The sequence below is a fragment of the Streptomyces fuscichromogenes genome, assembly GCF_014645815.1.
Lineage (GTDB): Bacteria > Actinomycetota > Actinomycetes > Streptomycetales > Streptomycetaceae > Streptomyces > Streptomyces fuscichromogenes.
The window spans coordinates 490,898-515,177 of record NZ_BMML01000003.1 but is presented as its reverse complement, the minus strand read 5'-3'; the positions used below and the strand labels follow the sequence as shown (position 1 = coordinate 515,177).

Here is a 24,280-nt window from a genome sequence, read left to right as displayed (position 1 = left end):
TCATGCTGCTCTGGCGGGGCGGTTGTACGACACGCGGGGCGCGGACGACGACGTCAGTCGGTGCGCAGCAGCAGCACGCCGCTCGGCGTCAGTCCGCCGCTGCTGACCACGGCCACGCGGGCCCCCGCCACCTGCCGCGGCCCGCCGTCGCCGCGAAGTTGCACGACGGCTTCGTGGAGCAGCCCCATGCCGTGGGTGCGGCCGTGGGAGAGCTGGCCGCCGTGTGTGTTGAGGGGCAGGACCCCGTCGCGGGCGATGTTCTTCCCGCCGTCCAGGAAGTCCTTCGCCTCGCCGATGCCGCAGAATCCCAACGCCTCTATCCAGGAAAGGCAGTTGAAGGTGAAGCCGTCGTAGAGCTGGGCCACGTCGACGTCGGCGGGACGCAGGTCGGTACGCGACCACAGATGGGCGGCCGGGCCCAGGGTCTGCGGCTCATGGGTGGACGTGCTCTGGTCCCACTCCAGCCGTTCGACGATCTGGGTACCCACGGCCTCCACCCGTACCGGTGTCCGCGCGAGATCCCCGGTCGTGTCTGCCGCGGACACGACGACGGCCACGGCCCCGTCGACGGGTACGTCGCAGTCGTAGAGTCCGAACGGTGTGGTGATCGTCCGGGCGTCGAGGTAGTCGCCCATGGTGAGCGGATCGCGGTACACCGCGGTGGGGTTGAGTGCCGCGTTGGCCCGCTGGTTCAGCGCGATCCAGCCTAGGGTCTCCCGTGTGGCCCCGTAGCGGTGCAGGTAACGGTGGGCCGTCTGCCCGAGGACGTGGGCGGCCGACGTCGCCCCGAACGGCACGCCCCAGCCCATGTCGCCGGTGATCCGGCCGCCTTTCGGACGGATCACGCCGTGGCGCAGCAAGTCGTCGTGGCTGGACTGCCAGACGGTACGGAAGCACAGCACATGACGGACCAGTCCCGCGGAGACGGCCAGCATCGCGGCGATGACCGAACCACCCGGACCGAAGGTCTCCGTCCCGCCGTTGTACCAGGTCGGGCGCAGGCGCAGCGCGGCCTCCACGGCGGTCACCCCGCCCTCTCCCATGCCGCTGTCCAGCGCGCCGCCGGGGTAGGTGGACAGGCCGTCGATGTCGTCCATGGCCAGGCCGGCGTCGGCGACCGCGGCCTCGCAGGCCTGGAGGGCAAGGGCGAGCGGATCCGCCCGAAGGCGTCGGCCGAGCACCGACTGACCGATGCCCGAGATGACGGAGTCGTCCTCGAACTTCCGCGTACCCAGCATGGGCCGTACGTGAGCGCGGACCTCCTCCGGGCCCATCTCGTCAGGCGGCAGCACAGCGGGGTCGGGCTGCTCGGCGGCCGGTCGGAACAGCGGCAGCCAGACGTCTTCGACCTGCTCGAACGTCACCTCCACGCGCATACCGAGGCGCACGTCGTCCGGCCGGCAGTCCACCAGCCGGGTGGTCAGCCGCGCCCTCGGGTCCTCGTCGAGGGCCACCTGGGCGACAACGGTCGGTGACGGCAGCCCAGGCAGCTGAAACCGGTGACTGACGGTGAAACCGAAGAGGACTCCCCGTCCGGACACCTCGCGCACGTCGAGCTCCCGGCCACGGCAGTGGGGGCACACCGGCTTGGGAGGGTGGACCAGGCCGGAGCAGCTCCGGCACCGCTGCAGCCGCAGTCTCCCGTCGGCGCCGGAGCTCCAGTAGAACTCCGTCTGCGGAGTGACGAACGGCAGGGGCCGTCCAGGTGCGCTCACTTGTGCTGTCTCCTGTTCTGGGAGCCGTGTCCTTACCGCTCGGCGGGACCCGGCGGCAGCGCGGTGACGGGCGCCGGGTCGGGCACGCTGCCGCTGGGCATGTTCTCCGCCCCGCCGGGCGAGCCGACGCCCGCGAAGAAGTCCGCGTTGTAGCGCGTGAACGCCGACCATTCCTGCGGCAGGTCGTCCTCGTAGTAGATGGCCTCGACCGGGCAGACCTGCACACAGGCGCCGCAGTCCACACACTCCTCGGGCTGGATGAACGCCATCCGGGCGCCCTCGTAGATGCAGTCGACGGGGCATTCGTCGACGCAGGCCTTGTCCAGGACATCGACACAGGGCTCGGCCACCACGTAGGCCATCGGGTACTCCAAGCGGGTCTCGCGGCACGGGACGGGGCCCGGTACCGGGGTCGGGAAGTCGGCAGACGAGCGTCGGCCGCGGAGCGGGGGACCGATCAGTCGTCGAGCACGGCCCGTTCCCTGCGTACGGTGACCGGTTCGGCGAGGCGTTGTTCGTCGACGGCACGCTGTAGCTTCGTGAGTGTCTCGGCCAGGCCGGCGCCGAGCCGTTCGCCCGGCGTGAAGGTGGCCGGCAGGTGCTTCATCCCGTTGATGACGCCGGTGGTGTCGTAATGCACTGCCCGCGCCGGGTCACAGGCGAAGTCCGGCATCCGGTCGAGCACGGCCCTGAGCATCGTCTTGAACGTCGCCCGGGCGACGTTGGAGCCGATGCACCGGTGGATGCCCAACCCGAAGCTGGCGTGCCGGTTGCCCGTGCGGTCCATGCGGACGGTGTGCGGATCGTCGAACACGGACGCGTCCCGGTTCGACATCGCCCAGGAGAGCCAGACCCGCTCTCCCTCGCCGAACCGGGTGCCGTTGATCTCGACGTCCTGGGAGATGGTGCGACCGTCTCCGACAGCGGGGGTGAAATAGCGGAGGAACTCCTCGGTGGCGCTGTCGCGCAGTGACTCCCACTGGCTGCTCAGCCGGTCCCGTTCGCCGGGGTGGTGCGCGAGCCACTCCAGGGAGTGCGCGGTCAGTGCGGTCGTGGTGTCGAAGCCGCCGCCGATGAGCAGTTGGACCACGCCGAGGGCTTCCCCGTCGTCCGGGCGGCTGCCGTCGATGTCCGCGGTGAGCACGGCGTTCACCAGACCGGGACGGGGATTGTCCCTGATCCCCCGCAGGCTCTCGGCCAGCCGTCCGGCCATCTTCACGGACAGGTCCCGCACCCGCTGCCAGTCGGGGGAGCCCGGAGGGGTGTAGACGCTGGCGTGCGTCGGCTCGCAGTAGACGCCCCAGTCCGCCAGCGGCAGGCCGAGCATCGCCATCGTCAGGACCGCCGGAACGATGTTGGCCAGGTCGTCGACGAAGTCGATGCTCCCGGTCTCGATCACCTCGTCGAGGCAGGCGCGGGTGATCTCGTCGATCACCGGCTGCCAGCGGGCGACCGCCGCCGGGGAGAGGTAGGGGTTCAGGGCGTTGCGGTAGTGCCGCTGGGCCGGCGGGTCCATCTCGATGAACCCGCCGACCATGCCGTTCCGGCGCTCCTTGGGGATCGCCGGGATGGAGATGCCGTCGTAGCCCCGCCGTTCGTTGCGGACGTCGGCGTCGTTGGAGAGCACGTCCGCGCGGCGGGCCAGGTCGAACAGCTGCCTGTTGCCGGTGACGAACCAGTGGCCGCCGTGCTCCTGGTTCCACGCCACCGGGCACTTGGCGTGGAACTCGTCGCTGAGTCCCTCGAAATCGGTGCGGTACCGGGTGCTGTGCCGGTCCAGGCTGATCCGGTCACCCGTGCGGCGGGAGTCACCGGTGCGGTCCTCTTCGGCGGTCATCGTCCTTCTCCTGTTTCCTTCGCGGGACCGGAATTGACGGTTCAGAACAGGACGATCGCCTGCTCGGGACAGGACCGGGCCGCCTCACGGGCGAGTTCCTCCTGGTCCGCGGGCACTTCTTCGGAGACCGCCTGCGCATGGCCGTCCTCGTCCCGCAGGACGAACAGCTTCGGGGCGGTCATCGCGCACAGGGTGTGGCCCTGGCAGACGGCCCCGTCGACGCGCACCTTCATCGCCGTACTCCTCGCCGTCTCAGACATGGAAGTCGTGGAACTTCAGGTAGGACCCCGCGTCGACCCGCAGTTGCAGCCCGGTGACGTAGCGGGACTCGTCGGAGGACAGGTAGACGACGGCGTTGCTGACGTCGAGCGGCTCGACGTACGGAACGGGCATCGCCTGCTGCCGGGGGAAGGACTCCAGGGCGTCCTCACGCGTGGGGTTCTCCAGGTCGGGCCGGAACGCCCGGTACATGGGGTCGCTGTTGAGCATGTCGGTGTTGCAGTTGGTCGGGTGGACCGCGTTGGCCCGGATCATCCTCGGGGCGACGTTGCGGGCCACCTCGTGGATGAACTCCGACAGGGCCTTCTTGGCGTACGTGTAGCCCGACCCTCCGGGGTTCACACCGGGCTCGGCGACCTTGTGGCCGGTCATGAACGCGGCGGCGGATCCGGTGGCGATGATCGAGGCACCGTCGGGGAGGTGGGGCAGCGCCGCGTGGACGGCGTTGACCACTCCGAGGAAGTTCGTGTCGACCGCGTCGGTCCAGGCCTGCAGCGGCGGCTGCCCATGCAGCGGCATGACGGCGGCGTTGGCCACGACCACGTCGACCCTGCCGAGCGTGGAGATGCCCTGCTGCAGGGCGTCCGCGAGTTGTGCCCGCTCGCGGACGTCGGCCTCCACGGCGACGATCCGCCGCCCCTGCTGTTCGACGAGCCGGACCGTTTCCTTGAGGTCGTCCGGCGAGGCGAGCGGATACCTGTTCGAGGCTATGTCCCGGCAGAGGTCCACGGCGATGATGTCCGCGCCCTCCTCCGCCAGGCGCACCGCGTGGCTGCGTCCCTGTCCGCGGGCCGCACCGGTGATGAACACGACCTTGCCCTCAACACGTCCCATGTCCGGGCCTTTCTGGGAAGAAGTGACTTGCCGTCCTTCGCGCCGCGGCGGCCGAGGCCGAAGGTGCGGGCCGGATCAGCCGGCCGCCGGATAGGCGATCGTCTTGACCTCGAGGAAGTCCTCAAGGCCCGCGACGCCCCACTCGCGGCCGAGGCCGCTCTGCTTGTAGCCGCCGAACGGTGACTCGACGTCGAACCAGCTGCCGCCGTTGACACCCACGGTTCCCGTGCGAAACCGCCGGGCAAGGGCCATCGCCCGGTCCAGGTCGGCGCTGAACACGGCTCCCGACAGGCCGTACATGGTGCTGTCGGCGATCCGCAGAGCGTCCTCGTCGTCCTCGAACGGGAGGACCACCATGGCGGGTCCGAAGATCTCCTCCTGCGCCACCGGGGCCTTCGGGTCGACGTCGGCGATCAGGGTCGGCTCGACGTAGTAGCCCTTCTCGAACCGGGTCTGCGGCTGCCCGCCGACCACGACGCGCCCGTCGCGACGGGCCGACTCGTAGTAGCGCAGAATGCTGTCACGCTGCCGGGCGTTGACAACCGGTCCCATCAGGTTGGCCGGGTCGGTCGGGTCGCCCCAGGGGACACGCGGCAGGGCCTCGGCGACGACGCCCACCGCCTCGTCGTACCGGGCCCGCGGCACGAGCAGCCGGGTGAGCGAGGCGCAGCCCTGTCCGGCGTGCGCGCACAGGCCCGTGACGAGCGAGGGCAGGATGCCCTGGAGATCGGCGTCGTCGAGCACGACCGCCGCGGACTTGCCGCCGAGTTCCAGCGTCACACGTTTGACGGTGTCCGCGGCGGCGGCCATGACCCTGCGCCCCGTGGCGGTCGAGCCGGTCAGGGTGACGGCGTCGACGTCGGGGTGGGTGGCGAGGATCTGGGCGACGTTGTTGTCACTGGTCGTCACCACGTTGAGGACGCCGGCCGGGATGTCGGTGTGCGTCGCGGCGATCTCGCCGAGCGCCAGCGCCGCGCTCGGGGTGTCCGGAGCAGGCTTGAGCACCACCGTGCAGCCGGCCGCGAGGGCGCCGGCGACCTTGCAGATGTTCAGGTAGAAGGGGTAGTTCCAGGGTGTGATGGCGGCGACCACACCGGCCGCCTCGCGGCGCACGATCCGGTTGGTGGGACGGCCGTGGATCTCCTTGACCGGCAGCGGGCTCTCGAACTCGTAGCCCTCCAGCAGGCGGATGTAGTGGTCGATGTACCGGATCGGCTCGTCCAGTTGGATGCGGTAGGTCAACCTGACCGGGCTGCCGGTCTCGGCGACGATCAGCGGCCGGAGCTCTTCGACCGCACCGAACAGCGCGTCACGCAGCTGTGTCAGGCACCGTCGGCGCAGTGCCACGTTCGTGGACCAGTCGGTGGTGTCGAAGGCCCGGCGGGCGGCTCCGATCGCCCGCTCGACATCGGTCGCATCACCGTCGGGCGCGACGCCGATCGTCTCCTCCGTGGCAGGGTTGATGTTGTCGTAGGTGCGGTGGGTACCGGACTGGACCAGGGCGCCGTCGATGAGCATGCGGGTGCCGAGCGTCGACATGGAAACTCCAGGAGAAGCGGCGTAGATCGGTCACGGCGCGGTGAAGTGCGCGCCGCGGGGGTGACGGTCGGCGCCGGACCGCTCAGCGTCCGGCGACCGCGGGAGATCTGGCGCACAGGGTCCGGTGCTTCAGGGCTCGGCCGGTGGCCCATGACGCGGTGTGCGTCGACCGGCCGACCGAGTTCCTGGCGGCGTTCGGACGCGGCGCCGCGGACCACGGCGATGTCGTTGCCGACGCACTCACTGGCGCCGTGCGCGAACGCGGCGGCCGAGCTTCGCCCGGCGGTCCCGCCCAGGGCGCGGCTGTCGGCGCCACCGCGCCCGTTCACCGGGGGCGCCCCATCGAGGCGAGGGCCGCGTCCGCGGCGTCGAGGACGATTCCGGGATGGCTTGCGGTGCCCTTGGCCACCTCGGCGATCAGCCGGACGTCCTTCTGCAGGAGCGCGCCTGCCCGGTCGCCGGCGGTGCGGAGAGTGAATTCCGGCTCGCGCACCATGCCCGCCCCGAAGCTCCTCCCCGTTCCGTGGGCAAGGACGACGGAGAGCTGTGCCGGGTCGACCCCAAGTTCCCGTGCGAGGGCGAAGGCGCTCTCGGCGACGCCCATGTTGGCTGCCAGGAGCAGGTTGTTGACGAGCTTGGCCCGCTGGCCGGCGCCCACCGGGCCGAGGTGGACGACCGGGTCGCCGTAGGTGACGAAGACATGGCGGCAGCGCTGCACGGCGTCGGTGTCCCCGCCCAGCATCACGAGCAGCCGTCCCTGTTCGGCGGCCGGTCCGCCGCCGCTGACGGGCGCGTCGAGGACCGCGATCCCGCGCTCGGCGGCCCGGTCGGCCAACCGCTCGACGGTGTCCGGCCGCACCGTGCTGTGGACGGCGATCACGCTGCCCTCGGCCAGGTGCCACAGGACTCCGCCGGGGCCGGTGACGACCTGCTCCACCGCGGCGTCGTCCAGGACGCATACGCAGACCAGGTCGCCGGCCGCCGCCAGTTCGGCCGGCGAGGCGGCCAGTGCGGCGTCGGTGTCCCGGAACTCCGCGAGTGCCTCGGGCCGGCGAGCCCACAACGTGGTGGGGATGCCCGCCTCGGCGATCCGTCGCGCCATCGGACCGCCCTGACTCCCCAGGCCGATGAAGCCGACCCGGCGCACCTCGCGCGGACCGCTCATGTGACCGCGCCCGCGATCTTGAGTTCCAGCAGCTCGTCGTCGGTGAGCCCGAGCTCGCGCAGGATCTCGTCGGTGTGCTCGGCGAACAACGGACCGCGTGTGAGTCGCGGTGCCTCCCGGTTGAACTGCACCGGGTTGGCAATCAGTTGACGGGTGATCCCGTCGGCGTCGACCACGTCGGCGATCTGCCCGAGCTCGCGCAGCGCGGGGTCGTGGCCGACCTCGTACGTGTTCTGGACGACCGCCCACTGGCCCTCGATGTCCGCGAAGGCGGCGACCCATTCGTCCTTCGTCCGGGAGGCCAGGATCTCGGCGACGAGGGCGGCCGCTTCCCCGGCGTTGGCCATCAGCTTCTCGGCGGAGTCGAACCGCGGGTCGTGGGCCAGCTCGGGACGCCCCGTTTTCACACAGAAGTCGGCCCAGTATCGGCCGGGTTGGAGCATGACCAGGGAGAGCCAGCGGTCGTCGGCGGTCCGGTAGAGGCCGCTCAGCGGATTGCTGGGATTGCCGATCCTGGGATCGGGCTTGGGCAGTGGCCCGCCCGCCATGAGCGCCAGGTTGACGTTGAGCTGGATCGCCCAGGCGCCGACGCCCAGGAGTGAGATGTCCACGGTCGGTGCGGTACCGGTCCGGTCCCTGGCGAAGAGTGCCGCGGCGATGCCACCGGCGATGGTCATCCCGCCTATGTTGTCTCCGTACGCGCCGGCGGGCTGCGGGATGACCCAGTCGGAGCCGGGCGGGGTCACCGAGTCGGCGGTGCCCGCCCGCGCCCAGAAGGCCGTCCCGTCGTAGCCGCCCTTGTCGGCCTCTGGCCCGCTGTGCGCGAAGCTGGTCCCGACGGTGTAGATGATGTCCGGGTTGACGGCGCGGACGTCCTCCAGGTCGATGCCCAGTCTGGCCCGGGCTCCCGGCAGGAAGTTCGTCAGGAACACGTCGCTGGACCGGATGAGTTCGTGCAGGACCCGCTTGGACTCGGGCTTCTCCAGAGAGAGGCCGATACTGCGCTTGCCCCGGTTGGGTCCGTCCATGATCGGCGCGAAGCTCGACCCCCTGGAGACCACGTCCTGGCCCAGCGCCCTGACGAGACCCCGCTGGGCGTCTCCCTTCTCCGCGTGCTCGATCTTGATGACATCAGCACCCCAGTCCGCCAGAACGGCGCCTGCGGAAGGGACGAAGGTGAACTGCGCGACCTCCAGGACACGCACACCTTCCATGGGTTTGAACACGCGACCGAACCTCGCTTCCTCAAGGGAACGAACGGCCTCCGGGGCAGTGACTGCGGCGGAAAGGCGAGACGTGGAGCGGAGCTCCGCCCCACGAATATTTCGATGTAAGTATATTCATCAAAACATCGAACTCAAGAGTCACGACGCCAGCAGCGCAACGAGATCACGACGGACGACCTTGCCGGTCGGCGTGGTCGGGAACTCCTGGACGAAGACCACACGATCGGGTGTCTTCGAGCCGCGCAGCCGGTCCCGCACCCACGTACGCAGTTCCGTCTCGTCCGTCCGGCCACCGGGACGGGTGATGACGAAGGCACCGATCACCTGGCCCCATTCGTGGTCCGGCACGCCGGCCACCACGCAGTCGAGGACAGCGGGGTGACGGCCGATCACTTCCTCGATCTCGGCGGGCGCGATGTTCTCCCCGCCCCGGATGATCGTGTCGTCGGCCCGGCCGCGGACGAACAAGTAGCCGTCCTCGTCCAGGTAGCCGCGATCCCGTGTGGGGAACCAGCCGTCCTCGCCGACCAGGCTGCCGGCCTCCAGGTACTCGCCCGCCACCTGGGCGCCCCGCACGAGGATGTCGCCGATCCGTCCCGGCGGGCAGGAACGGCCGCCCTCGTCCTGCACCTCGATCTCCACCGACGGCAGCGCCCGTCCCACGGAGCCGAGTCGGCCACGCACCGCCGGGTCCTGACTCGACAGCGCCGCCCGGTGGTCCTCGGGGCCCAGTACGGCGATCGACGAAGCGGTCTCGGTCAGGCCGTACGCGTTGACGAAACCAGCCTCCGGAAAGAGCCGCAGCGCCTCCTCCACCACGTCCCGGGCCACCTTTGCCCCACCGTAGGAGATGGACCGCAGAGAAGCGGGACCCTGCTCCCCTCGCCGGCGCAACTCGGCGACGATACGGGCCAGCATCGTCGGCACGACCATGGCATGCGTGACCCGCTGCTCCCGGACCAGGTCCAGCCAGCCCTCCGGGGTGAAGCGGTCCAGGTAGACCACCCGCCGACCGCAGTACAGGTTGGACAGGGCGTTGGCGACGGCGGCGATGTGGTAAGGAGGAACGCTGACCAGCGTGGCGTCATCCTCCGGCACCGAGCAGAACTCGACGGAACCGAAGATGTACGCGGCCAGGTTGCGATGCCTCAGGACCGCGCTCTTGGGGGCCGCCGTCGTGCCGCTGGTCATCAGCAGCACGGCGATGTCGTCCTCGCCGGTCACGAGCGCCGCGGACGGGTCGGCGTTCGCCAGCGGGAGCCGCAGGAAGTCGTCGGCCCCGACCGCGGGGAGTCCGGGCACCCGGTCGGGGGTGTCCGTCACGACGAGAGGTCTGTGCTGGCGACTCAGCACGTCTGCGAGTTGCTCCGCACCGAGTCGGTAGTTGACCGGCAGGAAGGGGACGCCGGCAAGAGCGGCGGCGAACAACGCCACCGGAAACGCCGGGCCGTTCGGGCCTAGGTACACCACTCGGTCCGCGCCGACCGCCGTCACGTGGGCGGCGCCGGCGCGGGCCCGCGCCCGCAGGCCCGCGCCGGTGACTCCGTCGACGCGGTCTCCGAGCAGTACGCGGCCGGGCATCCCGTCGGCCACCATGTCAAGGATCATCGGGAGGTTCATGGATCGCTCCGCTGCATCGGTGAGGCGGGCCGCCTCGCACGGCACCGCTGTCCTGACCGTGACCTCGCGAACTGCGCGACGGCAGCAACCGGCTGACGGCTCCTCGCCCGTGGCGATGCCCTGCGGCAACGGACTCACGGAACCGGACTGTCGCGCATACAGGGGTACCGGCGCGCCCCTCACCTGCCCAGTCCAGCCTCTTCATGGCCGGGCGGCGCCGACACCTGAAGCGGAGCCGCCTCATGGACGGCTCCGCCGTACCCGTCGCAACGGCGAGCAGACCACAAGCGTAGATGCTTGTCAATGTATCAATTTGCAGCTCCGGATCTCCAGAGCATGCTGAGGGCCCCGCGCCGCGCGACACCGAGCAGGCGGCCCGGACCTGCACACATCACACGCCCGCTCCGCGCACGGAGTGTTCGTCAGGCACCTGACCCGCGAACGCCGTTGCCCCCCTGTACAGTTTGCCCGTCGCAGAGGGAAGGGACCGACAGATGACGGCGGACGCGGTACTGGTGACGGAGCCCAGCCCGGGCGTCCGGGTGGCCACCCTCAACCTTCCCAAGGTCCGCAACGCCATGACGGAAGAGCTGACGCAGGCGTGGAACACGGCCGTCGACCGCATCGCGGCGGACCGCGACACCCGCGTGATGGTCGTCACCGGCGCAGGCAGTTCCTTCTGTTCGGGGGCCGACCTGTCGTGGCTGGACCAGGGGGCGGCGGAGGATGTCACCATCGACCGGCTGCGCGACCGGATGCTGCCTTTCTACCGCAGCTGGTTGCGCCCACGGGAGTTGTCCTTCCCCGTCATCGCCGCGGTGAACGGCCCCACCGTCGGAGCGGGTGTCTGCCTCGCCCTGGCCTGCGACCTGCGCTTCGCCAGCACCACAGCCCTGTTCAGCACCCCTTTCATCTACCGCGGCACCCATGGCGGCATGGGCGCCACATGGCTTCTGCCGGAGGCGATCGGCATGTCGCGGGCCAGGGAGATGCTCTACACCGGCCGCGAGGTGGGTGCCGACGAGGCGCTCGGCTGGGGACTGGTAGCGGGGGTCGCCGACGACGCCCTCAAGCACTCGCTGGACGTCGCCGCGCATATCGCGGAGGCTGGACCGATCGCGCTTCGGCTGACCAAGACGGGGCTGGAGCAGTCGGCCGCCGGACTTGAGGCGTCCATCCAGTGGGAGGCTCTCGCCCAGCCCGTCACGATGACCACGGCCGACCTGCACGAGGGCATCGAGGCATTCCGTCAGGGCCGACCGCCCCGCTTCCAGGGCCGGTAGCGCCGGACATTCTCCGCAACCGGCGGAGGTACGGCACGTGCAGGCCGATCACATCGATCTATTCTTCGATGTATTTACATTTATTCGCTAGAAGCCCTACGCTGGCGTGGCTTCCCGCAGCCACCCACAGGCTGGGGCCGGCCTTCTCATACCCATGCCCTTCGTCGCCGTGGGTCCCCGACCGAAACGAACGAAGGGCAAGAGCGCGCAACCGCGCTTCCGGACACATACCTGACGATTCACGCCCGCCCGCGTCGCTGCGGAGCCCGACGACACGACGGGGCAGGCGCATGACGGAAGGGAACCACGGACCATGGCAGGCAAGCGCTACCGAGTCGCGCAGTGGGCCACCGGCCACACCGGTATCAGCTCTCTCCGCTCGATCATCGAACACCCGCAGTACGACCTCGTGGGCCTGCGTGTGTACGCGGACGACAAGGTCGGCCGCGACGCCGGTGAGCTCTGCGGTCTCGCCTCGACCGGTGTCGTGGCGACCCGTGACATCGAGGAGATCCTCGCGGCCCGTCCCGACTGCGTCATGTATATGCCGCTCCTGCATCAGGAGTCGATCGACGACATGTGCCGGATCCTGGAGTCCGGCTCCAACATCGTGACCACCGTCGTCGGCTTCCCGCACGCGGGCACCTTGGATCCAGGCGTCCGCGAGCGCGTCGAGGCCGCATGCTCCCGCGGCGGCACGTCGTTGTACGGAACCGGTTCGTGTCCCGGCTTCATCACCGAGGTCGTACCGCTGGCCCTCCTGGTGATGGAACGCCGGTTCGACAACATCGCCATCGCCCAGTACGCGGACCTTTCCACGCGTCGCTCGCCCGAGTTCCTGCGGGAGATATTCGGCATCGACCCGGCCACAGCCGATCTGGCCGACGGAGCGGCCCGCTCGGAGCGGACGGACGGAGCGGCCCTGCGCCAGATCGCCGACGCGATGTCCGTGCCGATCGACGACATCACGGCCACGTCCGAGATAGCCGTCGCCACCAAGGACACCGAGATCGGCGTCATGACCGTTCCAGCCGGCACCGTCGGAGCCTGGCGCCAGGACATCACGGGCTACCACAGGGGAAGTCCGCTCTTCTCCTACTCCCGCGTCAAGTACGTGGTGCGAGACCTTGAACCGGCCTGGGAGGTCCTCAACACCGGCTGGCACGTCTCCGTACGCGGTGACGTCCCCATGGAGATGGACCTCCGCTTCGCCAGCGACGGCTACGGCACCTGGTCGCCCGGCATCAACGCGAACCTGCCGGTGAACAGCGTCGCCGACGTCTGCGACGCCCGCCCGGGCATTCTCACCACCGCGGAGCTGCCCCTGGTGCCGAACTTCAGCCGCTGACGTTCGGGACGCTCGTCCCGCGCCACGCACCATGCCTCGAAGGGGGTACTGCCGTTACCGGAAAGAGCAGGTCCTCCCGCACTCCCCTGGCTTGATGTTGCATCGATGCTGTGACCCGGCTGCGACTGTGTCGACCGGCCAGGGCACCTTGCGAACCGAATATCCGGACAGGACCGGGCCGGATCGGGCAATGGGCACAGGAGAGCGAAGTGAAGGCAGCACTGTTCAGGGCCGAGCGGCAGATCGAGGTCGGGGAGCGTCCCGACCCGGGCATCCAGGAGCCGACCGACGTGGTGGTCCGCGTCGTGCGTGGCTGCGTGTGCGGGTCGGACCTCTGGTATTACCGCGGTGTCAACCAGCACAAGGTCGGCAGCATCGGTCACGAGTACATCGGGGTGGTGGAGGAGACCGGCAGCGAGGTCCATGGGCTCGCCGTCGGCGACCTCGTGATCGCACCGTTCACCTACAACGACGGCACCTGTCCGGCCTGCCGGCACGGTTTCCCGTCCCAGTGCGAGCACGGAGGGTCGTTCGGCAACGGCGACACCGATGGCGGCCAGGGCGAGCGCGTACGAGCGCCCTACGCCGACGCGACCCTGGTCAAGGTGCCGGGCTCGGAGTTCTCCGACGCCCAGCTCGCGTCGTTCACGGCGCTGTCGGACGTCATGTGCACGGGCTACCACGCCGCGATCTCGGCCGGGGTGCGAAAGGGCGGCACCGTCGCCGTGGTGGGTGACGGCGCGGTCGGACTCTCCGCCGTGCTGTCCGCTCACCTGCTCGGAGCCTCGCGGATCATCGCGCTGAGCCGGCACCCCGCGCGGCAGGCCCTCGCCAAGGAGTTTGGCGCGACCGACATCATCGAGGAGCGCGGTGCGGAGGCCGTCGCGGCCGTCCTGCGCCTCACCGAGGGGGTCGGCGTCGACGCTGCGTTGGAGTGCGTGGGCACCGACCAGGCCATCGCGACCGCGGTCGGTTCGGCCCGGGCCGGCGGCATGGTCGGAACGGTCGGGTTCCCGACGTACACCGAGTTCGACTACAAGACCGCGTTCTGGAAGAACGTCGGCGTCCGCGGTGGGGTCGCCCCGGCCCGCCAGTACATCCCCGAACTGCTGCGGGCCGTCTTGGACGGCCGGATCAACCCCGGCAAGATGTTCGACTTCGAGACCGATCTCGACCACGTCGCCGACGCGTACGCTGCCATGGACGAGCGGCGGGCGATCAAGTCGCTGCTGCGGATCAGCCAGCCCTGAGCGGGAAACCGGCGAAGAGGTGCGTCCCCGGAGGGGGCGCACCTCTTCGCGTTGCGAGGGCGGAGTGCTCGTCAGGCCTTCAGCTCGGCGAAGCTCGCACCGTCGACGACGAACCGGTAGCGGACGTCGGAGGCGAGGATCCGTTCGTAGGCCGTGTTGATGTCCTCGGCGCCGATCAGCTCGATCTCGGCGGTCACACCGTGCTCGGCCGCGAAGTCGAGCATCTCCTGGGTCTCGGCGATGCCGCCGAACAGCGAGCCCGCGTACGCGCGGCCGTTCTGGAGGAGCGGGAAGACCTCCAGTGGCATGGGCTCTGTGGTCACGCCGACGCTCACCATGGTGCCGTGCAGCCGCAGCATCCCGAAGTAGTCCTTGAGCGATACCGGCGCGCTGATGGTGTTGAGGATGATGTCGAAGGTGTTGGCGAGTTCCGTGAACGCCGACCCGTCGCCGGTGGTGGCGAAGTGGTCGGCTCCGAGGGCCGCCGCGGCGTCGCGCTTGCTGTCGGACCGGGAGAGCACGGTGACTTCGGCGCCCATCGCCTTGGCCGTCTTCACCCCGAGGTGGCCCAGGCCGCCGAGGCCGACCACCGCGACCTTGGCGCCCGGCTTCGCGCCGTACCGCTTGAGCGGAGCGTAGACGGTGATGCCGGCGCAGAGCAGCGGGGCCGCGGCCGCCGGGGCGAGGCCATCGGGGACGCGGACGACGAAGTCCTCGGGGGCGACGATCGCCTCGGAGTAGCCGCCCTGGGTGTGGGCGCCCGGTTCGGCCGGGTCGGGGCTGCCGAAGACCAGGGTGTGGCCCTTGAGGCAGTACTGCTCCTGACCGGCCCGGCAGTTCTCGCACGCGCGGCAGGAGTTGACCATGCAGCCGATGCCGACCAGGTCGCCGACCCGGTGGCGGGTGACCGCGGAGCCGACCTCGGTCACCCGGCCGACGATCTCGTGGCCGGGCACGAGCGGGCTGACCGGCAGCGGGCCGAAGTCACCGCCGACGAAGTTGATGTCAGAGTGACAGATACCGCAGAACAGGATGTCGAGCTTGACGTCGTGCGGGCCGACGTCTCGGCGCTCGATGGTGAGGGGGGTCAGTGATTGGCGTACGTCGTGCGCGCCGAACGCCTTGACGGTGGTGGGCATGGTGGCTCCTTGCAGCAGGGGACGGACGTTTCAGGCCTCGGGGACGGCCCGGCCGTAGCGGGCGAGGGTGACGTTCTCGGGCTCGGGGCCGCCGCGCCGGCCGGTCTCGAGCGCGTCGAGAGCGGAGAGTTCGTCGGCGGAGAGCTCGAAGTCGAAGACGTCGAGGTTCTCGGCGATCCGGTCGCGCTTGGTGGACTTGGGGATGACCGAGCGTCCCTGCTGGACGCCCCAACGCAGCAGCACCTGGGCAGGGCTCTTGCTGTGGGCCTTGGCGATGGCCTGGACGGCGGAATCCTCAAGGACGCTCCTGCGGCCTTCGCCGTATCCCGGGTAGAACGTGATGCCCCCGATGGGAGACCACGCCTGGTTGAGGATGCCGTGCTCGTCGTCGAAGTCGAGGACGGCGCGCTGCTGGAAGTAGGGATGGATCTCCAGCTGGTTGACCGCGGGGACGACGGTGACGGCGTCGAGCAGCGCGGTCAGGTGGGCGACCATGAAATTGCTGACGCCGATGGCCCGGACCCTGCCGTCGGCCAGGAGCTTCTCCAGCGCCTGGTAGGCCGCGACGGTCCGGTCGAAGTCCGACGGCAGTGCCTGGTGCAGGATCAGCAGGTCGATCTGATCGACGCCGAGCTTGGCGGCGCTCTTCTCGAAGCCGTGCAGTGTCTCGTCGTACCCGTAGTCGCTGATCCAGATCTTGGTCTCGATGAAGATGTCGTCGCGGGGTACTCCGGAGTCACGGATGGCCCCGCCGACCTCGCGCTCGTTGCCGTACGCCGCAGCGGTGTCGATGTGCCGGTAGCCGAGCTCGAGCGCCGCGGTGACCGCCGCCTTGGTCTCGTCGGGCGGGGTCTGGAAGACACCGAGTCCGAGGGCCGGCATCTGGATGCCGTTGTTGAGAGTGAGGGTCAGCATCAGAGGGACCTTTCCTTGCGGGTGCCCCGTGAGGGCACGATGAGCGTGGCGACGGCCAGGACGGCCAGCGCCAGCAGTACGGCGGAGCCGGTCAGGGCCGCGCCCGAGCGGGCCGCGATGTCGGCGGCCGTGTGGCCGGTGGATACGGCGGCGGCCACGGCAGTCAGGATGCTCAGGCTCAGCGCGCTGCCGATCTGGTGCACGGTGTTGACCAGGCCCGAGCCGGCGCCGGCGTCCTCGGGCGCGACGCCGTCGACACCGCTGGAGGTCATCGGGGCCAGCGCCAGCCCCTGGCCTGCGCCGATGAGCACCATGGGCAGCGCCACGCCGGTCAGGTAGGAGGTGTGCAGGTCGAGACGGCTGAGCCACGCCATGCCCGCTGCGGTCAGGATCACGCCGGTGAGGAGCACCAGCGGCCTGCGGGCCTTCTCCAGCAGCCGGGGTACCTGGACGGCGAAGGCGAAGTTGACCAGCGTCATCGGCAGAAAGGCGAGGCCGGCCTGCAGCGGCGTCCAGTGGTAGACGCTCTGCACGAACTGCGCCGTGAAGAAGAAGAACCCCATCATCGCGCCCATGTAGAGCATCCGGGTGACGTAGGCGCCGCTGCGCTCCCGGCCGGCGAACAGCCGCAGCGGCACGATCGGCTGCGCGGCCCGGCGCTCCGCCTGCACGAACAGCGTCAGCATCACGACACCGGCCGCCAGCGGGATCAGGGTGGCGGGAGCGGTCCAACCGAAGTCGGCCGCGTTCACGATGCCGAGGACCAGAGCGGTCGAGCCCAGGGTCGCCAGCAGCGCTCCCGGGATGTCGAAGCGGCCTCGCCGGCGGTCGGTCTCGGGCAGGAACCGCATTGCCAGGACCATCATCACGATGCCGATCGGGACGTTGAGGAAGAATCCGGCCCGCCACGAGATCAGATCGGCGACCAGGCCGCCGACGACCAGGCCGAAAGCCGCGCCGAGACCGGCCACAGCGCTGTACGCGGCCATGGCCCGGTTGCGGGCCGGCCCCTCCGCGAAACTGCGCGTGAGCAGCGACAGGGCGGAAGGGGCCAGTACCGCGGCGCCTACACCCTGCAGCGCTCGGGCGCCGATCAGCCACCACTGGGTCTGCGCGGCGCCCACCAGGAGCGATGTCAGTGAGAAGACGACCAGGGAGAAAAGGAACACCCGGCGGTGTCCGAAGAGGTCACCGGCTCTGGCGCCCAGGAGCAGCAGCCCGCCGAAGACCAGGACGTAGGCGTCGGTGATCCACGAGAGGCCGGTCTCCGAGAACCCCATGTCGGACCGGATCTGCGGCAGTCCGGTGAAGACGATCGAGTTGTCGAGGATGACCATGAAATAGCTGATGCAGATGATCGTCAGGATCAGCGTCGCGTGGGCCGGGCCGCCGGTCGGCTTCCGCGCCGCGGCCGAGGCCGTGCGCTGTGCACTGGTGGTCATCGCGTCACCGGCCCTGTCGTCGGATTCCCGGCGCCGGCACTGGTGCTCGCCCTGGGGATGGACGGCCCTTCGCCGAAGCGTGCCGGAACGGCCACCTTGTCGGTCTCAGACTGCCTGTTCACGGCCGCACCAGCACCTTCAGTGCCTCGCGCGCGTCCATGGCCCGGTAGCCCTCGGCAACGCGGTCGAGGTCGACGGTGCGGTCGAACACCCGGCCGGGCTCGATACGGCCCTCCAGGATGTCGGGCAGGTATTCGCCGATGTAGGCGCGGGCCGGAGCGGGTCCTCCGGTGAGGGTGACGTTGCCGCCGAAGAGGCTGCCGAAGCCGACCGGGGCCTCCTCGTACTGGGGCACACCCACGCGGCTGATGGTGCCACCGGGACGGACCACTCCGTACGCCTGCTCGTAGGCGGGCCGGAGCCCGACCGCCTCAAGGACGATCTCACTGCCGCCGCCGGTGGACTCGCGTACCTTCTCAATGCCCTCGCCGCCGCGCTCGGCGACCACGTCGGTGGCACCGAACTCACGGCCGAGGTCGGTCCGGGCGGTGTGCCGACCCATGAGGACGATCTGTTCGGCACCGAGCCGTTTCGCGGCGAGTACGGCGAGCAGGCCGACCGCGCCGTCCCCGATCACGGTGACGGTGCTGCCCCGCCTCACCCCGCCGCGGACAGCGGCGTGGTGACCCGTGCCGAGGACGTCGGAGAGGGTGAGCAGGGAGGGGATGAGCGCGTCGTCGGCGCCGACCGGGAGCCTGACCAGAGTGCCGTCCGCCAGCGGCACCCGGGCCGCCTCTCCCTGGCCGCCGTCGACGCCGTTCACGGCCCAGAAGCCGCCGTGCACGCAGGAGGTCTGCAGCCCGGCCCGGCAGTATTCGCAGGTGCCGTCCGAGTACGCGAACGGGGCTATGACCAGGTCCCCCTTCCGCACGGTGCTGACCTCGCTGCCCGTCTCCTCGACCACGCCGATGAACTCATGGCCCATCCGGACCGGTCCGCCGGAGGCGGACATCGAGTGGTAGGGGTGCAGGTCACTGCCGCAGATGCAAGCCGTGGTGATGCGGACCAGCGCGTCGGTGGGTTCCTTGAGGCCGGGGTCGGCGACATCTCCGACGCGGACGTCGCCGGCTCCGTACATGAGTGCTGCGCGCACGGTGTTCCTTCAGGCTGGTGTTCGGACTGCGAGTCCTTGACCCTTGCCATGGAACGCGCTCCTGCGCGCACGTGGGAGTCCCTGCTGTTCCAGGTAATGGCAGTACCTCGCAGACCCTCGGCGCGGGTTCTACGGTGAAGGAACCGGCACAAGTTCCATGGCGACCGAGAAGGAGTCACCCGTGTCCCTGGACCCCCGACCGACAGCAACCCGAAGGATCGTCGGGGAGCCTCCTGAGCCGGCCTCGTTCACGGGCGAGGTCATCTTCGCCTCGCCCGTCGAGGGCGGGGACCGCGAACGGTCGCGGGCCGCCGGCCGGCCCCGGGCTGTGTCCGCGGTCGACGTCGCCGTCGATGTGATCGGGATCTGACCATGGCCAGCACCACCGACAAGAACGTGACCGCCGAGATCCGTGAGTTCCTGAGCACCCGGCGGGCACGGATCTCCCCCCAGCAGGCGGGCCTGCCGGTCTTCGGCGGCAACCGCCGTGTCGCGGGCCTCCGCCGTGAGGAGGTCGCTCTGCTCGCGGGTATGAGCGTGGACTACTACGTGCGGCTCGAACGCGGGAATCTCAGCGGCGCCTCGGACTCGGTGCTCGACTCTCTCGCCCACGCACTGCAGCTCAACGAGGCCGAGCGGGCCCACCTCTACGATCTGGCCCGTGCGGCGACTCCGTCGGGCCGACGGCCCGCGATGACCGCGTCCCGTGTGCGGCCCACGATCCTGCGGATGCTCGACTCGATGACCGATGTGCCGGCCTATGTGCGTAACGGGCGGTTCGACATCCTGGCCGCCAACGCGCTGGGGCGGGCACTGTACGCACCGGTCTTCGACTCCCCTCTGTTCGCACAGCGCGGACCGGTGAACACCGCCCGCTTCCTCTTCCTGGACCCGGCGGCCCAGGATTTCTGGGCGGACTGGGGCAAGGGAGCCGACGACTCGGTCGCCTTCCTGCGCACCGAGACGGGCCGAGCGCCCCACGACAAGGCGCTGACCGATCTGATCGGCGAGCTCACGACCAAGAGCGACGAGTTCGCACGCCGCTGGGCCCGCCACGACGTGAAGTTCCACCGCTCCGGCGTCAAGCACCTGTGCCACCCGACGGTCGGCGAACTCGCGCTTCCCTACGAGGCGATGGATCTTCCGGCCGATGCCGGCCTTCGCATCAACATCTACACCCCCGAACCGGACTCGCGTGAGCAGGAGGCCCTCAGCCTCCTCGCCAGCTGGGCGAGCACCGGCACTGTCGTCCCCTCGGGGAACGACTGACCACCCGACGAGGAGAACAGCTTCATGCAATACCGACCGCTCGGTCGCACCGGTGTCCAGGTCAGCCCGCTCTGCCTGGGCGCGATGATGTTCGGCCCCTGGGGCAACGAGGACGAGGCCGACTCCGTGCGGATCATCCATCGCGCCCTCGACGCCGGGATCAACTTCGTCGACACCGCAGACGTGTACTCCGGCGGGGTCTCGGAGGAGATCGTCGGCAAGGCGCTCAAGGACCGGCGTGCGGACGTCTTCCTCGCGACCAAGTTCTTCATGCCGATGAGCCAGGACGATGCCAACCACCGGGGCGGCTCGCGACGCTGGATCATCCGCGAGGTCGAGAACTCCCTGCGGCGGCTCGGCACCGACCACATCGACCTCTACCAGGTCCACCGCCCCAGCCCGGACACCGATGTCGCCGAGACCCTGGGCGCGCTCTCCGACCTCGTTCACCAGGGCAAGGTCCGTTACATCGGTTCCTCGTCGTACTCCGGTTCCCAGATCGTCGAGGCCCAGTGGGTCTCCCGGGAACGCCGCCTGGAGCGGTTCGTGACCGAGCAGCCGCCGTACTCGATCCTGGTCCGTGGCATCGAGGAGGACGTGCTTCCCACCGCGCGCCGCCACGGCATGGGCACGCTGACCTACAGCCCCCTCGCCGGTGGCTGGCTCTCCGGCCGCTACCGCAGGGACACTTCTTCCGGCCCCGCGTCCGCGGCACGTCCGCCGGCTCGCTTCGACATGAGCAGCCCGGCCAACCGGCGCAAGCTCGACGCCGTCGAGCAGCTCGCGGTCCTTGCGGAGAAGGCCGGTCTCACGCTCATCGAACTCGCCGTCGCCTTTGTGATCAATCACCCCGGCGTCACCTCGGCGATCATCGGACCGCGCACCATGGAGCAGCTGGAGGCGTTCCTCCCCGCTGCCGAGGTCACGCTCCCGGCCGACGTCCTCGACCGCATCGACGAAATCGTCGCTCCCGGCCTGACGGTCAACCCCGCCGACAACAGCTACGGCGACTTCGAGCTGCGAGGCGACCAGCGACGCCGCTGACCTGGACGGATGTGGCCCCGGTCTGCCGCCGGTCGCCCTGATCGGCGGCAGACCGTTGAACGGCGGAGTCCACCCACCCCTTCCATTCGATGAACATCGAATAATTTAGTTCGATGGATTTACATACGTATTTCGGATGGCGTACTCTGGCGGCACCTTGGTCGCCCCGGGGCACCCACCCGCGGGATCCGTCGACACAGTGAGGTGATCCGGTGCCGGAAGCGGTGATCGTCAGTGCGGTGCGCACGCCGATCGGGACGGCCCGTAAAGGAACCCTGACAGAAACCTCCGGAGAGGAACTGGCGACGCACATCCTCCGGGAGGCGGTCCGCCGCTCGGGCCTGGAAGCGGACCGCTTCGAGGACGTGGTGCTCGCGGAGTCCATGTACGGCGGCGGCGACCTCGCGCGCTACGCCGCCGTCGCCGTCGGCATGACGCAGGCTCCCGGTGTCGCCGTCAACCGGCACTGCGCCGGCAGTCTGACCGCCGTGGCCATGGCTGCGGGCAGCATCCGGGCGGGTATGGACCGGGCCGTCGTGGCCGGCGGCGTCCAGTCGACCTCCCTCTCCCCGAAGGTCCAATGGCGCATACCAGGAACCGAGTCGACAGAGATCCGCTCGGCACCGACCTTCCCCTACACCGATGACGCCAACGACGACACATCGCTCACCGTCGGCTGGAACGTGGCGCAGAAGTACCGAATATCCCGCGAGCGGATGGATGCCTGGGCGGTCCGTTCGCACCGTCGCGCCGTCGCCGCGACGCAGGCCGGCGCCTTCACCGATGAACTGGCACCGATCAAGGTGACGCGCCGGGACGGTTCCGTCATGGAGTTCTCGGCGGATGAGCACCCGCGGCCCACCACGTCGATGGAGAAAGTGGCCGCTCTGCCGCCCCTGCGTCCCGACATCCCGGGCTTCTCCATCACCGCGGGCAATGCCAGCGGAGCCAATGACGGAGCAGCGGCCCTGGCCGTCGTCTCCGATGCTCTGGCCCGCGCCGAGGGACTCACCCCCCTGGGGACTGTGCGTGCGTGGGCGGCTACGGGCGTGCAGCCCCGCGTCACCGGGGTCGGGGCCATCGATGCGGCCGTGAAGGCGCTGGACCGGGCCGGCCTCACCCCCGCCGAGATCGACCTGTGGGAGGTCAACGAGGCGTTCGCCTCGGTACCGGTGGCGACCTGCGACGTACTGGGGCTGGACGAGGAGCGGGTCAACGTCCATGGCAGCGGCTGCAGTCTGGGCCACCCCATCGCCGCGACCGGAGCACGGATGCTGACGACCCTGGTCCACGAACTCCGGCGGCGCGGGGGCGGCGTGGGAATGGCCACGATGTGCGCGGGCGGTGGCCAGGGCGGCGCCGTCGTCATCGAGGTCGACTGATCGTTTCTTCCCCCATGGCCTGCCCCCGCTACCCGAAGCGGCGTCCGCCGTCGCGGTGGGCATCGTCGTCCAGGTCGGTCGAGGAGACATCGCATGCGTGTCAAGAGAGTCGCCGTCGTCGGCTGCGGCACGAGGGGCGGCGGATTCGGTCAGCTCACCGAGGGGAAACCGTTCCAGGACAGGATCACCGTGCAACAGGCGGAGCAGGCAGCTGACTTGTACCGGAGTGCCACTCCGGGCATCGCCTCCGGGACCGGCCACGTCGTGGCGGTGGTACACGAGGGCCGCCGCACTGTCCCGTCACTGCTGCTCGACCGGTACGCACGGCGCGGCCTCGAACCCGGCCGGGGTCTCCACCACCATGGCAACTGACACGCCGGACGAGGCGACCGTCCTCGAAGCATGGGAGGACGGTCTCCGCTCCGCGGATCCCCTCCGGTTCCGTGGATATGTCCCGCCCGAGAGTACCGAGGAATCGGTCCGTACGGCCCTGGTCAACCTCGCCGGTATGAAGACGGCTTGGATCGACTGCGACTTCGGCCGCTACGGCGGGACGATGGGCTGCGTCGCCGGCGAGCGCGTCGTGCGCGCCTTCGACCGGGCCACCTCGCTGGGCGCGCCGGTGGTGGTCACGGTGTCCAGCGGCGGTGCGCGGCTGCAGGAAGGCATGCTCGCCCTGCTGCAGATGCCCCGGACCGTGGCAGCCCAGGCCAGGCACTCCTCCGCCGGACTGCTGTCCGCGGCCCACCTCCGCTCTCCCACGACCGGCGGCGTCTTCGCCTCCTTCGTGAGCCTCACCGATCTGAGAGCGGCCGAACCGGGGGCCACCATCGGCTTCGGCGGCCCACGAGTGGTGGCACAGGTGACCGGCGCGTACCCGTCGCCGCCCTCGCACACCGCCGAGTCCGCCCTGCGTCACGGTCTGGTCGACGCGCTGGTCCGGCCGACCCGGACCTGGGCCTGGCTGGCCTCCGTCATCGGCGCACGCCCCTGGGAGCCGCTGGCCGTTCCGCACGGCCGCCCGGCCGTGCCGGGCGGCAGCTCTCGGTGCGACACACCTTATGAGCACCTGTTGCACACCCGCTCGGCGTGGCGCCCGTCGGGCCTCGAATGGGCCGCCCGGCTCACTGACACCTGGCTGGAGATCGCCGGTGCCGACCCGTCCGTCCGGGCCGGCCTGGGCACCATCGACGGTCACCGTGTCGTGGTCGTCGCGATGGACCGGTACGCGGGTCGTATGCGTACCGGAGCCCCTGGCCCGGCCGCCTACCGGGTGGCCCAGCGGGCGATCCGGCTCGCAGGAAAGCTGGGACTACCGGTTCTCACCCTCGTGGACACACCCGGCGCGGACCCGGCTCCGGAATCGGAGGCGGGCGGTGTTGCGGGCGAGATCGCCCGAACGCTGCTCTCCCTCGCCGAGTTGCCCACGCCGAGCGTGTGCCTGGTGGTGGGTGAGGGCGGCAGCGGTGGCGCCGTCGCCCTGGCCCACACCGACCGGCTGCTGATGCTGGACGGATCGGTGTTCTCCGTGATCGGCCCCGAGGCGGGCTCGGCCGTGCTCTATCGCGACGCGACGCGGGCGCCGGATCTCACGTCGGCGTTCCGTATGCGCCCGGCCGAGTTGCTGACGCTGGGGGTCGTGGACCAAGTGCTCCCGGAGAACGTGACCGCGGTGCGCACCGCGGTGACCGACGCGCTGTCCCATGCACGGGTCGGCGCCCGCGGCGACCGTGCCGCACGGGCGACCGCCAAGGCGCTCACCGACTGACATGGCTGTGCCGCGGAACTCCGCGGCCGTTCGGCCCTCGGTCCACGAAGCCCGGATATGTGTAAGGAGCCA

The 24,280-nt window shown here is 70.0% G+C and carries 22 protein-coding genes; 9 read left to right on the top strand and 13 right to left on the bottom strand.

Annotated features, from left to right (window positions below; genetic code table 11):
• Window positions 1–53 precede the first annotated feature (53 nt).
• The 9 genes from IEZ11_RS09380 to IEZ11_RS09340 form a co-directional block, all read right to left on the bottom strand.
• Window positions 54–1,715 carry a thiolase C-terminal domain-containing protein gene (locus IEZ11_RS09380; protein ID WP_189262153.1) on the bottom strand — a complete coding sequence of 554 codons (1,662 nt, stop codon included), beginning with the start codon at window positions 1,713–1,715 and terminating at the stop codon, window positions 54–56.
• 32 nt (window positions 1,716–1,747) lie between these two features.
• Window positions 1,748–2,077: a ferredoxin gene (gene fdxA / locus IEZ11_RS09375; protein ID WP_189262152.1), complete on the bottom strand. Its 330-nt coding sequence runs from the start codon at window positions 2,075–2,077 to the stop codon at window positions 1,748–1,750.
• 95 nt (window positions 2,078–2,172) lie between these two features.
• A complete protein-coding gene (locus tag IEZ11_RS09370; RefSeq protein WP_189262151.1) occupies window positions 2,173–3,552 on the bottom strand; it encodes a cytochrome P450 in 1,380 nt (459 codons plus the stop codon).
• A 41-nt stretch (window positions 3,553–3,593) separates the two neighbouring features.
• Entirely contained in the window at window positions 3,594–3,785 is a 192-nt protein-coding gene (locus IEZ11_RS09365) for a ferredoxin (RefSeq protein WP_189262150.1), read from the bottom strand.
• 19 nt (window positions 3,786–3,804) lie between these two features.
• Complete coding sequence (locus tag IEZ11_RS09360; RefSeq protein ID WP_189262149.1) at window positions 3,805–4,665, bottom strand: mycofactocin-coupled SDR family oxidoreductase; 861 nt, start codon at window positions 4,663–4,665, stop codon at window positions 3,805–3,807.
• A gap of 75 nt (window positions 4,666–4,740) precedes the next feature.
• Entirely contained in the window at window positions 4,741–6,204 is a 1,464-nt protein-coding gene (locus IEZ11_RS09355; RefSeq protein WP_189262148.1) for an aldehyde dehydrogenase family protein, read from the bottom strand.
• A 325-nt stretch (window positions 6,205–6,529) separates the two neighbouring features.
• Window positions 6,530–7,369, bottom strand: coding sequence for an NAD(P)-dependent oxidoreductase (locus tag IEZ11_RS09350; protein ID WP_189262147.1), 840 nt, complete (start codon window positions 7,367–7,369; stop codon window positions 6,530–6,532).
• The gene (locus IEZ11_RS09345; protein WP_189262146.1) at window positions 7,366–8,583 is read right to left on the bottom strand and encodes a CaiB/BaiF CoA transferase family protein; all 1,218 of its coding nucleotides are present in this window, start codon (window positions 8,581–8,583) and stop codon (window positions 7,366–7,368) included. The genes IEZ11_RS09350 and IEZ11_RS09345 overlap by 4 nt, the downstream gene beginning before the upstream one ends.
• Before the next feature lie 150 nt (window positions 8,584–8,733).
• Window positions 8,734–10,215, bottom strand: a complete 1,482-nt coding sequence (locus IEZ11_RS09340) for a class I adenylate-forming enzyme family protein (protein ID WP_189262145.1) — start codon at window positions 10,213–10,215, stop codon at window positions 8,734–8,736.
• A gap of 494 nt (window positions 10,216–10,709) precedes the next feature.
• On the opposite strand from IEZ11_RS09340, the gene IEZ11_RS09335 reads away from it, so the two are divergent.
• The 3 genes from IEZ11_RS09335 (at window position 10,710) to IEZ11_RS09325 (ending at window position 14,096) form a co-directional block, all read left to right on the top strand.
• Window positions 10,710–11,498: an enoyl-CoA hydratase/isomerase family protein gene (locus tag IEZ11_RS09335; protein WP_189262144.1), complete on the top strand. Its 789-nt coding sequence runs from the start codon at window positions 10,710–10,712 to the stop codon at window positions 11,496–11,498.
• 313 nt (window positions 11,499–11,811) lie between these two features.
• Window positions 11,812–12,846: an NAD(P)H-dependent amine dehydrogenase family protein gene (locus tag IEZ11_RS09330; protein WP_189262143.1), complete on the top strand. Its 1,035-nt coding sequence runs from the start codon at window positions 11,812–11,814 to the stop codon at window positions 12,844–12,846.
• Between the two features lie 209 nt (window positions 12,847–13,055).
• A complete protein-coding gene (locus tag IEZ11_RS09325; protein ID WP_189262142.1) occupies window positions 13,056–14,096 on the top strand; it encodes a zinc-binding dehydrogenase in 1,041 nt (346 codons plus the stop codon).
• A gap of 71 nt (window positions 14,097–14,167) precedes the next feature.
• Here the strand turns inward: IEZ11_RS09325 and IEZ11_RS09320 are convergent, their stop codons facing one another.
• The 4 genes from IEZ11_RS09320 to IEZ11_RS09305 form a co-directional block, all read right to left on the bottom strand.
• Complete coding sequence (locus tag IEZ11_RS09320; protein WP_189262141.1) at window positions 14,168–15,235, bottom strand: NAD(P)-dependent alcohol dehydrogenase; 1,068 nt, start codon at window positions 15,233–15,235, stop codon at window positions 14,168–14,170.
• Window positions 15,236–15,265: 30 nt separating this feature from the next.
• Window positions 15,266–16,150 (bottom strand): aldo/keto reductase, encoded by an 885-nt coding sequence (locus IEZ11_RS09315; protein WP_189262140.1) that lies wholly within the window; start codon window positions 16,148–16,150, stop codon window positions 15,266–15,268.
• Complete coding sequence (locus tag IEZ11_RS09310; RefSeq protein ID WP_189262139.1) at window positions 16,150–17,592, bottom strand: MFS transporter; 1,443 nt, start codon at window positions 17,590–17,592, stop codon at window positions 16,150–16,152. The genes IEZ11_RS09315 and IEZ11_RS09310 overlap by 1 nt, the downstream gene beginning before the upstream one ends.
• A 118-nt stretch (window positions 17,593–17,710) precedes the next feature.
• A complete protein-coding gene (locus IEZ11_RS09305; protein ID WP_189262138.1) occupies window positions 17,711–18,745 on the bottom strand; it encodes an alcohol dehydrogenase catalytic domain-containing protein in 1,035 nt (344 codons plus the stop codon).
• 157 nt (window positions 18,746–18,902) lie between these two features.
• Between IEZ11_RS09305 and IEZ11_RS09300 the strand changes: the two genes are divergently transcribed.
• The 6 genes from IEZ11_RS09300 to IEZ11_RS09275 all read left to right on the top strand — a co-directional run bounded on the left by IEZ11_RS09300 (window position 18,903) and on the right by IEZ11_RS09275 (window position 24,208).
• Entirely contained in the window at window positions 18,903–19,115 is a 213-nt protein-coding gene (locus IEZ11_RS09300; RefSeq protein WP_189262137.1) for a hypothetical protein, read from the top strand.
• 2 nt (window positions 19,116–19,117) lie between these two features.
• The gene (locus tag IEZ11_RS09295; RefSeq protein WP_189262136.1) at window positions 19,118–20,014 is read left to right on the top strand and encodes a helix-turn-helix transcriptional regulator; all 897 of its coding nucleotides are present in this window, start codon (window positions 19,118–19,120) and stop codon (window positions 20,012–20,014) included.
• A gap of 24 nt (window positions 20,015–20,038) precedes the next feature.
• Entirely contained in the window at window positions 20,039–21,058 is a 1,020-nt protein-coding gene (locus IEZ11_RS09290; protein WP_189262135.1) for an aldo/keto reductase, read from the top strand.
• Window positions 21,059–21,270: 212 nt separating this feature from the next.
• Window positions 21,271–22,440 (top strand): thiolase family protein, encoded by a 1,170-nt coding sequence (locus tag IEZ11_RS09285; RefSeq protein ID WP_189262134.1) that lies wholly within the window; start codon window positions 21,271–21,273, stop codon window positions 22,438–22,440.
• A 93-nt stretch (window positions 22,441–22,533) separates the two neighbouring features.
• Window positions 22,534–22,812 carry a hypothetical protein gene (locus IEZ11_RS09280; RefSeq protein ID WP_189262133.1) on the top strand — a complete coding sequence of 93 codons (279 nt, stop codon included), beginning with the start codon at window positions 22,534–22,536 and terminating at the stop codon, window positions 22,810–22,812.
• Window positions 22,802–24,208, top strand: a complete 1,407-nt coding sequence (locus IEZ11_RS09275) for a carboxyl transferase domain-containing protein (protein WP_189262132.1) — start codon at window positions 22,802–22,804, stop codon at window positions 24,206–24,208. The genes IEZ11_RS09280 and IEZ11_RS09275 overlap by 11 nt, the downstream gene beginning before the upstream one ends.
• The last annotated feature ends 72 nt before the right edge of the window (window positions 24,209–24,280 follow it).

What these genes read in the sequence shown, in the direction of transcription:
- IEZ11_RS09315 (WP_189262140.1), bottom strand. Translation starts at nt 16,150, where the DNA reads ATGCTGACCCTCACTCTCAACAACGGCATCCAGATGCCGGCCCTCGGA.
- IEZ11_RS09330 (WP_189262143.1), top strand. Translation starts at nt 11,812, where the DNA reads ATGGCAGGCAAGCGCTACCGAGTCGCGCAGTGGGCCACCGGCCACACC.
- IEZ11_RS09365 (WP_189262150.1), bottom strand. Translation starts at nt 3,785, where the DNA reads ATGAAGGTGCGCGTCGACGGGGCCGTCTGCCAGGGCCACACCCTGTGC.
- IEZ11_RS09280 (WP_189262133.1), top strand. Translation starts at nt 22,534, where the DNA reads ATGCGTGTCAAGAGAGTCGCCGTCGTCGGCTGCGGCACGAGGGGCGGC.
- IEZ11_RS09275 (WP_189262132.1), top strand. Translation starts at nt 22,802, where the DNA reads ATGGCAACTGACACGCCGGACGAGGCGACCGTCCTCGAAGCATGGGAG.
- IEZ11_RS09345 (WP_189262146.1), bottom strand. Translation starts at nt 8,583, where the DNA reads ATGGAAGGTGTGCGTGTCCTGGAGGTCGCGCAGTTCACCTTCGTCCCT.
- IEZ11_RS09350 (WP_189262147.1), bottom strand. Translation starts at nt 7,369, where the DNA reads ATGAGCGGTCCGCGCGAGGTGCGCCGGGTCGGCTTCATCGGCCTGGGG.
- IEZ11_RS09310 (WP_189262139.1), bottom strand. Translation starts at nt 17,592, where the DNA reads ATGACCACCAGTGCACAGCGCACGGCCTCGGCCGCGGCGCGGAAGCCG.
- IEZ11_RS09300 (WP_189262137.1), top strand. Translation starts at nt 18,903, where the DNA reads ATGGCGACCGAGAAGGAGTCACCCGTGTCCCTGGACCCCCGACCGACA.
- fdxA (WP_189262152.1), bottom strand. Translation starts at nt 2,077, where the DNA reads ATGGCCTACGTGGTGGCCGAGCCCTGTGTCGATGTCCTGGACAAGGCC.
- IEZ11_RS09320 (WP_189262141.1), bottom strand. Translation starts at nt 15,235, where the DNA reads ATGCCCACCACCGTCAAGGCGTTCGGCGCGCACGACGTACGCCAATCA.
- IEZ11_RS09290 (WP_189262135.1), top strand. Translation starts at nt 20,039, where the DNA reads ATGCAATACCGACCGCTCGGTCGCACCGGTGTCCAGGTCAGCCCGCTC.
- IEZ11_RS09370 (WP_189262151.1), bottom strand. Translation starts at nt 3,552, where the DNA reads ATGACCGCCGAAGAGGACCGCACCGGTGACTCCCGCCGCACGGGTGAC.
- IEZ11_RS09295 (WP_189262136.1), top strand. Translation starts at nt 19,118, where the DNA reads ATGGCCAGCACCACCGACAAGAACGTGACCGCCGAGATCCGTGAGTTC.
- IEZ11_RS09340 (WP_189262145.1), bottom strand. Translation starts at nt 10,215, where the DNA reads ATGAACCTCCCGATGATCCTTGACATGGTGGCCGACGGGATGCCCGGC.
- IEZ11_RS09355 (WP_189262148.1), bottom strand. Translation starts at nt 6,204, where the DNA reads ATGTCGACGCTCGGCACCCGCATGCTCATCGACGGCGCCCTGGTCCAG.
- IEZ11_RS09335 (WP_189262144.1), top strand. Translation starts at nt 10,710, where the DNA reads ATGACGGCGGACGCGGTACTGGTGACGGAGCCCAGCCCGGGCGTCCGG.
- IEZ11_RS09360 (WP_189262149.1), bottom strand. Translation starts at nt 4,665, where the DNA reads ATGGGACGTGTTGAGGGCAAGGTCGTGTTCATCACCGGTGCGGCCCGC.